Here is a 12,211-nt window from a genome sequence, read left to right as displayed (position 1 = left end):
TTACTGCAAACTGATCGTTGATTCTGTGATCGTTACCGATTTTTTGTCAGAAGAAGTGGTATAAAGTACCTGTAGCTTTCCTTTGTTATAATTTATAGCAGTGCTTTGGTTAAGATTAAGTGTAAAAACACGACTTGGGTTGGGTGTATAGATGGCAAAACCTCTTGCCAATCCTACCTGTGTCGATTTTCCCTGTTCAGAAATATAGTTGACCTGCAAATCGCCATATATTGAAGCATTCCCGGAACGGGTAAAACTCAGCCGGACTCTCGGAACCCCTTCGGGGCTGGTCTCAAATTCGGGTTTCTGGAGTACCACTGCCGCCTTTGCCGCACCTACCCTGATGATCACCGGAATGGCAATTCCAAAGGTAGGAACCAGGTGTACCGTCATGGTCTTTGCAAATCTGACTTCCTTCTTATCTTCCGCGGGTTTTGGATTGGCCACGGCTCTGAAATACAGGTGAGATCGGTATTCTCCCGCTTTTAATTCGGAAGTATTCATCACCTGTACCTTTACGGTCTGAGATTCATTTGGTCCAAGGACCACACTTCTGGGGAAAAATCTAAAATTTTTATCCGCAAAATTCTGCCCTGAATCAGGGGTCTCGATGGCCTCAAAATTACCATTTTCCAACATTCTGTACTGAAGCACAGAAATCAGGTATTTGGCAGTATCCCTCCCCGTATTTGCAACATTGAGTTCCTGTGTTCTTTTTGAACCTTCAAATGTCACCCTTCTTGGTATAATTACCAGGTCTCCCTGAGCTTTAACTGCGGACAGGAAACACAACTGTCCTGCAATACAAATGACAACGGCTATTATGAATTGAGTTCCGGCTTTCCTAACCATAGGTATAATTAAGCTTAGTTATAATTTACAGTAACCGTAAAAGGGGTTGCCGAAGTATAGGCTCCTTCTGCCTGTGAGGCTACTAAATTCAATGTTGCACCTACTTTAATCACTTGCGAACCAGCAGTCAGTGCACCTGTTGTACTTGGCGTACTGGTAAATGTATTCACGGTCATATTGTCTGTACCACTTGTAATCGTTACTGAAGTAGGTAAAGTAATCGCATAGGTATAAGATCCTGAACCGGAAACGGTAAAAGAGGCTGCCGTAACAGTACCAGTGGTTGCAGGTAAGGTAACGCCTCCACTAAAGGTCCTTGTACCCGCCGGAGCCAGGATTACGGTGCCCACTGCCCCATTGGTGGCTACATTCCCAAAATTCATGTCTGCAGTTTTAGAAATACTGATTGGCGTAACGATGGTTGCCGATGCGTCTGCGGTGGCTGAAGCTTGCGCGAATGCAGAAGAAACGATAAAAAGGGCTGAAAAGCAGATGCCCGCAGAGATAATTAACTTTTTCATGATACTTTATATTTGGTGAACTGTTACACATTAACATCATCAGCAGGCAAATATGCTTTCGCTGATTTTTTATTTCTTATTGTTCAGAGCGGAGAAAGAATCATTTCAAAATTGGGGACAGTAGCGGCACTCTGTGGTATTTGATATCCTATTTATACTAATATACGTTAATATTAACACATAATGTTCTTAACATTTCAAATTATTTTTTCTAAAATAAAATATTAAAACTTTTATTTCATTCATTCATAGACTAATTTCATTCATTGAAAATAATTATCCACAGTAAGATGCTTATAGCAAAATTTCTGTATGTTTTTAAACTTCTGATTAGGATACGGCTATGCTTCTATTTTGTTTAATATTTATGATATATGCTTAAACTTTTCGCTATTTACGCTCCTCTTTTAAAAGCGTACCGGGAGTAAAAATCAGGCTAAACCTCAGGGTATTTGACAGCGGGCTATTTTTTGTTTCTGCGATCATATAAGCCAGATTGATCTGAACAGACTGATAGGTAAATCCACCTCCAAGTGTAAAATAGCGGCGATCTCCTTTATCAGGATGTTCATAAAAATAACCACAGCGCAAGGCCAGTTGTTTGTTATAAGTGTATTCTAAGCCGCCAGCCAGACTCAGCTCTCTTAATTCTTCATTAAACCCGCCTGGTGCATCGGCAAAAGAACCGAAAATTCCGGCCGGTACAGAAATGTTGGGATCTTTCCCTTTTATAATTTGTCCGTTACTGTCGTAGGTGGGTTGCGTGGGCACCAGGAGTTTATTGAGGTCCAGTGCAAACGTCAGTTCGTTTCTATCGTCCAGAAAAAAGGTAGCAGCCGATCCCAGTTTCAGATTGGTAGGCAGAAAAAGCTTATCTATATTATCATTATAGCTCATTTTTGTACCAATATTGGAAATATTCAAGCCAAAAGCCAGCAATGCATCTTTACCCAAAAATTGGGTTGGTTTCCGAAGGTAAGCCGAGGCATCCACCGCCAGGGCATTTCCTGCCTTGCTATTCTGACTGGAAGAGAAATTTCCGGAAGATAGGTTCGAGCGGATATACCTGACCGCAGTTCCGAGAGAGAAGGTTTCACCGAATTTTCTGGAGAATGAAAAGTCGAACGCAAATTCATTTGGACTATAGAATCCCAGATCCTGTTGGTTATTATCAAACAATTGCACTTTGCCAACCGAAAAATACCGCAATGAAGCCGCCAACGTATTCTGGTCGCTTACTCTGTAATGTCCACTAAGGTAGGCCAGGTTAATGTCTGCCTTTAAACTGTTCAACCAGGGACTATAGGAGGCCGAAACGCTATATTTAGGTTCCAGGAACGCTAATTTTGATGGATTAACCGCTACGCTGTTCACATCCGGTAAAATGGCCACACCAGCATCCCCCATCCCTCCTGTCCTTGCGTCCGGAACGATCAATAAAAAGGGAACAGCTGTAATCACATTTGATGCGTTCCCTCCATTGGTCTGAACCTGGGGATTCACTTGTGCCCTTAACGCTACTGTTGCAGGATTTACACCCAAACACAGTCCAAGAATAACAATTAAAGGCCTGACATTCATAACTTTGAAAATTAGCTTATTCTTTTACTGCCCGGATTTTCTTCTATAAAGAAGGCCATATCGATGGCAACCTCCAGTATTTTTGCAATTTTTATTGCCAATTCCTGAGAGGGCAATACCCTGCCACTTTCCAAGCTACGGAATTTATACGGTGTTAATTGAAGTATCTTCGCAAAATCTGCTTGGGTGAGCCCTTTTTCTTTTCGATAGAGCCGTATGCGATTCTTCATCATAAAACTTCTCATGACCAAATATATATACATCAGCATTTATCTGTATGAGCATCACAAGTTTTTCCCGATAATGAATAAAGTGAACACATTAAACGATATTCTGCATGATGGCCCTGATGGCAATATCCAGTTCCTGAGAAGAGGTTTTCAGGTGTTTTATGCAGTCTTTTTTATCACTTTTTGCAGAAAATCCTTCTAATAAATCCACCAATCCCATGATTCTCGCCAGCGGAGCCCGGATCTCATGCGACTGTATCCATGCGATCTCTTTTAAACGGCTGATGCTTTCTTCCATTTTTATCCGGCTTTCAATACGTTCGGTAATGTCTCTGGAATTACAGATAATTCCTTCAATTGCAGGATCGTCGATCATATTGGTAATGATGGTTTCTATCCACCGGTACTCGCCTTTTGCATTTTTAAACCGGAATGGGAGGAGTTCCACTTGCTTCTGATATTTCAAATGCCGAAAATCGCTGACCGTCCCCTGCCTGTCATCGGGATGAATAAATTCAAAGGCATTCTTCCCGATCAGGTCAGTGGCTCTAATCCCTAATATCCGGAAAGAAGTAGGACTAACATATTTATAGGTACCGCCCTGATCAATGACTGCGATTAAATCAGATCCATCCTGAACCATAGCCTTAAATCTTTGTTCACTCGCCGCCAATGCCTGTTCTGCTTTAATGTGCTCCGTAAGGTCAATGACTAATACCAAACGGGCTTGCTTGTCTTCAAACCAAACGGAATTGCCCTCAACAGTTACATAAATTAATTCGCCATTCTTTTTGCAATGCCGCACAGCAGCCTGGTTGCTGCAGCCTATATTGATGTTGTTTGCAAAAATAGCCCGGAGTCTGTCCAAATCTTCTTTAGGTCTGATGTCATTGATCGTCATTTGCAGAAACTCAGCTTTGCTGTACCCATAATGCTTTATCGCAGCTTCATTTACATTTAAAAATGCTAAAGTCTCCAAATCATATACCCATTGCGGAAGCGGGCTCAGGTTAAACAGATCGATGTACCTTTGTTTTTCCTTTTCCAGCTGTTCTGCCGCCAGTTTATGCGCCGTGATGTCTTTAAAATAAACAGATAAGCCTTCGCCTGAGGGAAATGCAGCCACTTCTATCCACATTTGAAAGGGCTCAAAGTACTCCTGAAAACGCACAGCAATATTTTCTGATACCGCACGATGGTATTCTGTATAAAATTTCAGTGGAATTGCTTCCTTATAAACTTCCCAGATATTTTTGCCAATAATCTCTTTTCTAGGTTTTTGCAGCAGACGTTCTGCTTCCTTATTCCAATAGGTGACCACCCATTCGGTATCTAATTCAAAAAACGCATCCGTGAAACTCTCCAGTATATTTGAAATTTTGCGTTTATAGTTCTGCAGCTGTGCTTCGAAACTCAACTCCAACAATTGATCAGGATTAGTTGTCATTTTGTTTAGTATTTAATACATAAGATTAAACAATATAGGTTTGCCTTTTGTTTTGATTATGATTTTATCTAGGAAAACAATCGGTTTTATGCTATACGACAGCATTTAAACTCAATCTTGGATCGGGACATAGGGCACAGTATATTAATTTCAGCGTCTAGCCGACAGAAAACTCATTAAGAACAGGCCAATACCCGAAATAAAAAAAAATATCAATGATATAATGACAACCTTTGACAAGAAACGAATATTTTAAATAAATCAGAATTATGAGAGTACCTAGAAAACAAAAGAAAGAAGCACAAAAAAAAGCTAATGTTCTTGCAACAAACGAAGTAGCACCAGTTGCTGCAGCTAAAGCGCCTAAAAAAGCGACGAAATAAGAAATGAATAAATGACGGCATCAGATGATGCCGTCTAATAAGCACTTTATCACTGCGGCAGAATTTGTAGTGTTGGGGGTTTCTTCCTTTCCCCGAGATCTGTACCTCTGCCCCATCGCTCAGGGTTTTTCTATTTTTTTCATCAGAACCTGGATTTTCTCTTCCTGTTCCATTAGCTTTCTTTGATTTTCGATATTCAGTTTATTTTCTTTAATCAGATATAGGGTTAGTTCTTCGATCTTTTCAAGTAATTTAGCATTCATCTCTCCAAGATCAAGCCCTTTCTCTTTCACTTCTTTTGCAGAAGGGATCCCAGGCAAATGCCCCTTTTCTTGAATGTGATTTTCTATCTCATTTAGAGACAGAACGTTATAATCCTTTTTAAACACATAGTCAGGCCAATTACCTGATTCTACTTTAACTTCACGTGCCCGGATGTTTCCATTTACAGAAAGTCTCTCCTTAGGGACATTAGTCCCAATACCGACATTCCCCTCCTTGTTCCAGATTCCATTTCCGGATAGATAAACATCTCCTTTAAAACTATTTTTATAAGGTACCTCAACAGTTTTTGTCCCCGTTAAAGGTTCGTCTGCAGTTGTCCAACCCTGAAACCAGGTAGGTGAGTCACTCATTCCCATCGAGTAAGCACTTACTGTGAATCTTTGGTAATAACTTTTATCATTGATATAGATTACCACCTTACCACCTTCATTGGATAGGTTAACCACAGGGGTTGAACCGCCGGAACTGGACACATAGGGTTCGTGAAAATAATAGTTTGCAGGATTATTAAAGTCGGCCGGATTACTGTAAATATAATATACTATTGTTAAATTGATTGAGCCTTTAGCCCCATAGCTATAGCCATTGATGTTAATTGTTGGCATGTGTAATCCCGGAGCAAAGGGCATATTGGTTTTAATCTTCACTCCATTAGTAGGGTAGCCGCTTATGGCATAATTTAAGATGTTATTATAATTCTGTGCGTCACTCTTTAAAGCGAACAATACCAGGAAAAGTAGCGTTATTTTCTTAAGCATATCTATTAAATTTTATTTGTTTGTTATGAAATATTTTTCCAGTGTATAGCTATTTCAACGCCGCCGGTAATATCTTCTCAATAATTACCTGTTGCAACTTCTCTGGTTCACTATTGAAAACGGTATGTCCCGATTTTTCAAACCAAAACAGTTCTTTCTTTGGTGCTTTCAGAAACTTATAATAATCTTCCACAATGTAATGGGACTTCTGCTGGTCTCCGATTCCTTCAATAAAGTAAACAGGGCATTTTAATACAGGTAAGGTTTTGAAAAGATTACTGGTTACTGAGTTCTTCCACATTGGAAACCAGACCGCCAACCATTCATGATACTTTGTTTTAAAGCCATCTTCTTTTGCAAAATCAACACCATTATGAATAAACAGCCATTTTTGAGAATAGAATAGATCGTCCTCTTTTTCAAAAGGTAAATTTACTTGGGTCAGTTCCTTTATAGCTGTTTCGTTCTTTGTTTCTCCTGCCCATTTGACGAGCATCTCCATCGTTAATGTGGCATTTTTCTTTTGATCTACGATCGCGCTGATCGGGATAAAAGCATACAATAGTTCGGGATGTTTTTCTGCGATATCGAACCCTAGCATTGAGCCAAAAGAATGAGAAACCAGGAACAGCTTTTTATGTTTAAACCTTTGCAGCAGGTACTTTACGACTTCATAGGTATCTTTCTGTAATAAGCCTAGAGATAGCGCTTCTGTGGAATGGTTTAATTTTAAAGTCTCACCAACTTCTCTCTGGTCCCATTGGACCACCACAAAATTCTCTTTAAGTTTATCCGTAAATTTATCGGCAACCGGAATGAGTGAAGTGCCCGGACCACCATGAAGAAACAGTAATAACGGCTTTGTTTCGTCTACACCCTGGAGCTTTATAAATTGTTTTATCCCACCTATTTTAACTACTGCTGTGGTATCGATCTTAACTGCTCCTTTTTTATTTACCAATTCCGCTTTTCCTATTGACATTGAAAGAACAAAGAGAATAGTGGCCATTAATTGTTTCATATTTACTTATGGTTAATTACCTGACCGGAAATTTATGTAAATAATACCAGAAGTAGATATAAGTTTCCATATTTATTCAATTTGTAGGACTTCATTTTCCTTTGCGTTTAAAGCCTATTTCTGTTCTGGGCTCCTCTTCCTTTTCAATGAACTTGCTGAGATAAGTAAAAAGAAGCTCAATCTTCCGATCATGTTTCATCAGGTGCTTTTCAACCTGTTCAACACGCAGGAATACATCTTTATGAGCCAGTAACATTTCACGTATCCGGATATAGATACGCATGATCTGAATATTAACCTCAATAGATTGCGGACTATTCAGTACGCTGGATAACATAAGTACTCCGTGTTCTGTAAAAGCATTGGGAAGCTTTCTTCTTCCTCCCCAACTTGATGTCGCATTTTGCGACATCAAGTATGAAAACTCCTCATCAGTCAAAGTAAACATAAAGTCTTCCGGAAAACGCTCCCTATTACGTTTCACCTGCTCGTTCAACCGGCGGGTTTCCACGCCGTATAACCCAGCCAGATCTTCATCCAGCATAACTTTTTGATCGCGGATCAAATAGATTTTACTCATCACGACCTCATCGGGTATACCAACACTTTTCAACGTACTCATGTACGAATATATTCAGGTATTGATTTATATTGGTTATTATTAGATGGCTAATTTCTGTCTAAAATCCTTATTCCGGCAATTTCGGTCGCTCCATATGGTGCTCCACTTGCCGTAAACGCAACGATTGCCTTGATCTCCTCATCCGTTAATGGATGTTTCAGCTTAGAATTTCAAGGTAACCGAGCCGATAAATCTGGCCGGTGCCTGAGGTGTTAGTCTTACCGACCATGCTTTTTCACTAGTCAGGTTGTCTACTTTAAAGCCAACACGGTATTTTGGCTGATCGTAGAAAATGCTCGCATCCAGCATGGTATAGGCAGGAATCGTAATTTTTGTGGTCGCCGTATTGGTATGGTAGGATGAACTTCCATAATTACCACCAAATCCTAATCCCAGACCTTGCAACTGGCCATAAGGAACTCGGTAACTTGCCCAGAAGTTTAGGGAATGTGCAGGTCCAGATAAACCCGGGCGTAAGCCATTCGTACTGGTATTTGATTTGGTGAGCTTACTATCGTTATAGGCATATCCTGCTACCAGGTTGACGCCTTCAAAAGGATTCGCGGTTAATTCTACCTCTACCCCTCTGCTCAGCTGGGTTCCATCCTGAATCTGATAAGCGTTCGTTGGATCGTTAGGATCATTACGTAAAACGTCTTTAACCTTGATGTCATAGTAACTGATCGTTCCCACCAATTTATGGTTGAACACATCACCTTTAAGCCCAAGTTCCAGCTGATTGGCTTGTTCCGGTTTAACAGCAGCACCGGTGGCCGTTATGCCGCTTTTATTGAAAAAGCCACTCATGTAGTTACCAAATAAGGAAACATGGTCTTTGGAAAGCTCATAAACCAATCCGAATTTCTGTGACAAGGAGGTTTGTTTATAAGGCCCTGTCTGCAGTCCTGCGGCGCTCAATCCCCCTGAAGTCTGTCCACTATTGATGTCATACACTCCTTGATTCCGGAAATGATTTACCCGAAGGCTCAACATTGCCAGGAAGCGATCGGTAATGTTGATCACGTCAGAAGCATAAGCAGAATAGGCATTATCGCCATTGCTTTCTCTCCTAAGTGCACCTTTACTCGTTAGTGAATCCACTTTAAAGCGGCTTATCCTGTAAGTTGCAGGCGTATTGACAAAATCTACCGCAGGAAAGTTTACAGTTACCCGGTCAAAATCATTGGCATTGTTGTAGTAATCCAATCCTACCACCAGGCGGTTGCGCAGTTTTGCAACTTTGAAATCTCCGATAAAGTTCTGCTGTAGGTTTGTGGCGATAAATGCTGTATGGCCGGTAATGATCTGAGGACTGATTTTCGTTTCCGTTGTTCCTCTTAATGCAGTGATATAACCATTGATCGAAGAACGGGCACGGGAAATGATGGTCTGTGAAGTCCAGCTTTCCGACATCTTGTAATTTGCCTGGGCAAAGATGTTCAGCATTTGGGTCTGATAAGGTAAATCGTTGCCTATAAAGGTCTTTTTATAAGGAAACTGTAAATCTACAATCGATTTTTCAGATGCTACCGTTGGACTCACAAAAGGGTTAAAACGAACGACTGAAGTTCCCTTCGCCTGACCAAATTCTACATCAAACAATAAAGATAAACGGTCTGTTACCTGATAAGAGAAGCTTGGCGCTACACTTACACTGTTGGTAAAACCCTGGTCCTGAAAACTCTTTTCAAAGCTCGTTGCCCCATTTAAACGAAACAATACGGTTTTATCCGCGTTCACCGGTGTATTGATGTCTACTGCGATGCGGTTAAAGTTCCAGCTTCCGCCAAAATAGCTCACCTCGCCGCCGAAACCATTGTAAGGTTTCTTCGTTACACGGTTGTACAACCCGCCATAACTGCTCGCGATGTTCGTTCCAAACAAAGTGGTAGAAGGTCCTTTGATCACTTCCACGCGCTCGATATTTGCCGGATCTATGGAAGAGAACGCCGCCCCTGCTACCCCATTGCGTGCATTGGGTTCGGTATCAAAACCTCTGGAACGAAAAGTAACCCTGCCCTGGTTGGCAATCATCGGCACACCTGCACCCGGAACATTTTTAGCGATGCTCCCAAGATCTGTGGCCATTTGCTCCTGAATCAGTTCTTTTGGAATGGAAGAATACACCTGCGGATTTTCCAGGTTTTTCAAGGGTAACCTCGCGATGTAAACGCTTTCTTTTTTTGAAAACCGGTTTACCGTTCCTGCAATCGTCACTTCCTGCAAAGCGAGTACGTTTTCCCTGCTGAGCTGATAATCCGCCATTGCTGTTTGTCCGGCAAGCACGTTGATTTTTATGTCTTTTTGAGCTGCACCAAGAATCTGGATTCTTACAGTATAGCTTCCCGGATTCAGATTACTGAAAGCATATTTCCCCTGTTCATCTGTAAGGGTTGTTTTCTTTGTCTCCAGTAAAGTAACTGAAGCAGAGCCGTAGGCTTGTCCGTCGAAAAGTGTGATTTTGCCAGAGATACCTCCCGAAGACTGGGCAAAAGAACTGAGGTAAGTGAATGTAAATAAGGTGACCAGAATAATGCGTAAAGATTTCATCTATATTGTAAATATGAGTTCGTGTAAAAAATACAGCGACAAATATAGAAGTATTATTTATAATTAATCTAATTAAGGTGTGCGCCTATTCAGTGCATCATATGAGCGATGATATTTTGAAGTTCAATTCCTTGATTTTATGCGTCCTCCTTCAGGAAATTCTTAAATCAAGAACCAATTCGTTCCTGGATTGTTTTACAAAAAAGCATTAAACAAATGGGACTGATGGGTTATTACCTTATCGCAGGTGTGATGTTTGTGATAGGACTTATTGTTAGCGGACGATTAAAAAGTAAATTTAAGGAATACAGCGAGATTGGCCTCAGCAATGGAATGAGCGGGCAGGAAATTGCCCTTCAAATGCTGTCCGATCATGGCATTCGGGACGTACAGGTCATTTCTGTGCCCGGCCATTTAAGTGATCATTATAATCCTCAGGATAAAACCGTAAATCTTAGCCCGGATGTTTTTGCCGGGAGAAGTATCGCTGCTGCTGCTGTTGCAGCTCATGAGTGTGGCCATGCGGTTCAACATGCAACAGCTTATACCATGCTGAGCTTTCGTAGTAAAATCGTTCCTTTGGTGAATATTAGTACCCAGCTTTCGCAATGGGTGATATTGGCCGGCCTTGGATTTTTATTCGGCAAGTCAAATCCTACGATCCTGCTTGCTGGAATCTGCCTGTTTGCAGTGACTACCCTGTTTAGCATCATCACACTTCCGGTTGAATATGATGCCAGTAACCGCGCCTTAAAATGGCTGGAGGATAACCAGATCACTACCCGATCCGAGCATGATAAGGCTGCTGATGCGCTAAAATGGGCGGCAAGGACCTATGTAGTGGCGGCCATTAGCTCAATAGCGACGCTATTGTATTACTTGCTCCTGTTTTTCAACAGCCGGGACCGGTCTTAATTGTGACCTTTAGAACTTTAGTTCCTGCACTTTTTCCGGTTCCAGCATTCCCTGGAATGAACTGATGTAATGAATCACTTCTTCCGCAGGTTTAGACAGTCCGCTGATGTCTATTTTTTTTAAAGAATTGTTGTAGCTCAGCTTGATGTAGATGGAATTGAACAACCTTCGGTCTTCATCGAACTCTTCTGCACAAATCAAACCTTGTATGTCTTCCCAGGCATAACAAGAATTCCGATAGGTAATTCCGGCTTTTCCGATGCGCAACAAAGGTTTTTTGAGAAAGTTGTACTTATAGTTCCAAATAAAGATCAACAGAAGCAGAAACATATTGAATGAAAACAGCGCTAACATGCTGCCATCAACGAAATAGAATATGATGGAGAGTGCACCCATGATGATCACTGGCCATGAAAAGTTCGCTTTTTGAGCAAAAGCCACCAATTCGTCGTTCCGGGTAACCGATGAAAACTGAGCAAATGACTTTATTTTAACCTCTTTGTCTAGCGCAGCGATACTTATTTTTGTAGGATAATTTTTCAATTTGTTGGACTGACAGTTCTAAAAAAACTCAGGCTGTAAATTTATTATAAAGGTCTGGCTGGTTCAACTGAGTAAATACGCATATAATCTACTTTTCTCTGGCAGAATTAACTTAATTGTGTTAAAATTGCGCATGAAAAAGCTCTTCTCTCTTTTGTTGACATTCCTGTGTTTGCATGTATATGCTCAAAAAAATCCTTTTGAATTCAGACCGTTAAAAGGTAAGGTTAAATCGGTTAGCATTAAAGGTCAGAATTTACTTCCCCCAAGAGATACCACCAGATTTTCTTCGCACGAAGAATTAACGATAGTTGCATTTCAATATGATACCCGCATGCCCTTTAGTTTTGAATATGATAGCAAAGGGAATATAGTTTATCAAAATGATTATGATTTCATTTACAGGAGGAAGTTCAATAACAACAATCAGCTTACCGAGTTTGTAGAACAGAGTAAAGCCGGTCCCCACAAAAGGATAGGAAAAAAATAACCTGTGAATACAC

At 40.8% G+C, this 12,211-nt stretch carries 12 protein-coding genes; 2 read left to right on the top strand and 10 right to left on the bottom strand.

Annotation, left to right across the window (positions count from 1 at the left end; genetic code table 11):
* The 9 genes from BLQ87_RS30255 to BLQ87_RS30215 form a co-directional block, all read right to left on the bottom strand.
* Positions 1-852, bottom strand: coding sequence for a fimbrial biogenesis chaperone (locus tag BLQ87_RS30255; RefSeq protein ID WP_083362134.1), 852 nt, complete (start codon positions 850-852; stop codon positions 1-3).
* A 14-nt stretch (positions 853-866) separates the two neighbouring features.
* The gene (locus BLQ87_RS30250; RefSeq protein ID WP_074612640.1) at positions 867-1,373 is read right to left on the bottom strand and encodes a DUF4402 domain-containing protein; all 507 of its coding nucleotides are present in this window, start codon (positions 1,371-1,373) and stop codon (positions 867-869) included.
* Positions 1,374-1,763: 390 nt separating this feature from the next.
* Positions 1,764-2,954, bottom strand: a complete 1,191-nt coding sequence (gene porV, locus BLQ87_RS30245; protein ID WP_074612639.1) for a type IX secretion system outer membrane channel protein PorV — start codon at positions 2,952-2,954, stop codon at positions 1,764-1,766.
* An 11-nt stretch (positions 2,955-2,965) separates the two neighbouring features.
* Complete coding sequence (locus tag BLQ87_RS30240) at positions 2,966-3,199, bottom strand: helix-turn-helix transcriptional regulator (RefSeq protein WP_216857884.1); 234 nt, start codon at positions 3,197-3,199, stop codon at positions 2,966-2,968.
* A gap of 76 nt (positions 3,200-3,275) precedes the next feature.
* Positions 3,276-4,631, bottom strand: a complete 1,356-nt coding sequence (locus BLQ87_RS30235; RefSeq protein WP_074612638.1) for a PAS domain S-box protein — start codon at positions 4,629-4,631, stop codon at positions 3,276-3,278.
* 502 nt (positions 4,632-5,133) lie between these two features.
* Positions 5,134-6,057 carry a tail fiber protein gene (locus tag BLQ87_RS30230; RefSeq protein WP_074612637.1) on the bottom strand — a complete coding sequence of 308 codons (924 nt, stop codon included), beginning with the start codon at positions 6,055-6,057 and terminating at the stop codon, positions 5,134-5,136.
* Between the two features lie 49 nt (positions 6,058-6,106).
* A complete protein-coding gene (locus BLQ87_RS30225) occupies positions 6,107-7,078 on the bottom strand; it encodes an alpha/beta fold hydrolase (RefSeq protein ID WP_083362133.1) in 972 nt (323 codons plus the stop codon).
* Between the two features lie 91 nt (positions 7,079-7,169).
* Entirely contained in the window at positions 7,170-7,700 is a 531-nt protein-coding gene (locus BLQ87_RS30220) for an ORF6N domain-containing protein (protein WP_245723962.1), read from the bottom strand.
* Between the two features lie 162 nt (positions 7,701-7,862).
* The gene (locus BLQ87_RS30215) at positions 7,863-10,250 is read right to left on the bottom strand and encodes a TonB-dependent receptor (protein WP_074612634.1); all 2,388 of its coding nucleotides are present in this window, start codon (positions 10,248-10,250) and stop codon (positions 7,863-7,865) included.
* Positions 10,251-10,475: 225 nt separating this feature from the next.
* Between BLQ87_RS30215 and BLQ87_RS30210 the strand changes: the two genes are divergently transcribed.
* Positions 10,476-11,165: a zinc metallopeptidase gene (locus tag BLQ87_RS30210; protein ID WP_245723961.1), complete on the top strand. Its 690-nt coding sequence runs from the start codon at positions 10,476-10,478 to the stop codon at positions 11,163-11,165.
* Between the two features lie 9 nt (positions 11,166-11,174).
* On the opposite strand, the gene BLQ87_RS30205 is transcribed toward BLQ87_RS30210, so the two are convergent.
* Positions 11,175-11,708, bottom strand: a complete 534-nt coding sequence (locus BLQ87_RS30205; protein WP_074612632.1) for a hypothetical protein — start codon at positions 11,706-11,708, stop codon at positions 11,175-11,177.
* 133 nt (positions 11,709-11,841) lie between these two features.
* Here BLQ87_RS30205 and BLQ87_RS30200 point away from each other — a divergent pair, with 133 nt between their 5' ends.
* The gene (locus BLQ87_RS30200; protein WP_074612631.1) at positions 11,842-12,198 is read left to right on the top strand and encodes a hypothetical protein; all 357 of its coding nucleotides are present in this window, start codon (positions 11,842-11,844) and stop codon (positions 12,196-12,198) included.
* Positions 12,199-12,211 lie beyond the last annotated feature (13 nt).

This window comes from Pedobacter steynii, from assembly GCF_900103665.1.
Lineage (GTDB): Bacteria > Bacteroidota > Bacteroidia > Sphingobacteriales > Sphingobacteriaceae > Pedobacter > Pedobacter steynii.
This window is presented reverse-complemented; position numbering and strand designations above follow the sequence as displayed.

What these genes read in the sequence shown, in the direction of transcription:
- BLQ87_RS30255 (WP_083362134.1), bottom strand. Translation starts at nt 852, where the DNA reads ATGGTTAGGAAAGCCGGAACTCAATTCATAATAGCCGTTGTCATTTGT.
- BLQ87_RS30250 (WP_074612640.1), bottom strand. Translation starts at nt 1,373, where the DNA reads ATGAAAAAGTTAATTATCTCTGCGGGCATCTGCTTTTCAGCCCTTTTT.
- porV (WP_074612639.1), bottom strand. Translation starts at nt 2,954, where the DNA reads ATGAATGTCAGGCCTTTAATTGTTATTCTTGGACTGTGTTTGGGTGTA.
- BLQ87_RS30240 (WP_216857884.1), bottom strand. Translation starts at nt 3,199, where the DNA reads ATGAGAAGTTTTATGATGAAGAATCGCATACGGCTCTATCGAAAAGAA.
- BLQ87_RS30235 (WP_074612638.1), bottom strand. Translation starts at nt 4,631, where the DNA reads ATGACAACTAATCCTGATCAATTGTTGGAGTTGAGTTTCGAAGCACAG.
- BLQ87_RS30230 (WP_074612637.1), bottom strand. Translation starts at nt 6,057, where the DNA reads ATGCTTAAGAAAATAACGCTACTTTTCCTGGTATTGTTCGCTTTAAAG.
- BLQ87_RS30225 (WP_083362133.1), bottom strand. Translation starts at nt 7,078, where the DNA reads ATGAAACAATTAATGGCCACTATTCTCTTTGTTCTTTCAATGTCAATA.
- BLQ87_RS30220 (WP_245723962.1), bottom strand. Translation starts at nt 7,700, where the DNA reads ATGAGTACGTTGAAAAGTGTTGGTATACCCGATGAGGTCGTGATGAGT.
- BLQ87_RS30215 (WP_074612634.1), bottom strand. Translation starts at nt 10,250, where the DNA reads ATGAAATCTTTACGCATTATTCTGGTCACCTTATTTACATTCACTTAC.
- BLQ87_RS30210 (WP_245723961.1), top strand. Translation starts at nt 10,476, where the DNA reads ATGGGTTATTACCTTATCGCAGGTGTGATGTTTGTGATAGGACTTATT.
- BLQ87_RS30200 (WP_074612631.1), top strand. Translation starts at nt 11,842, where the DNA reads ATGAAAAAGCTCTTCTCTCTTTTGTTGACATTCCTGTGTTTGCATGTA.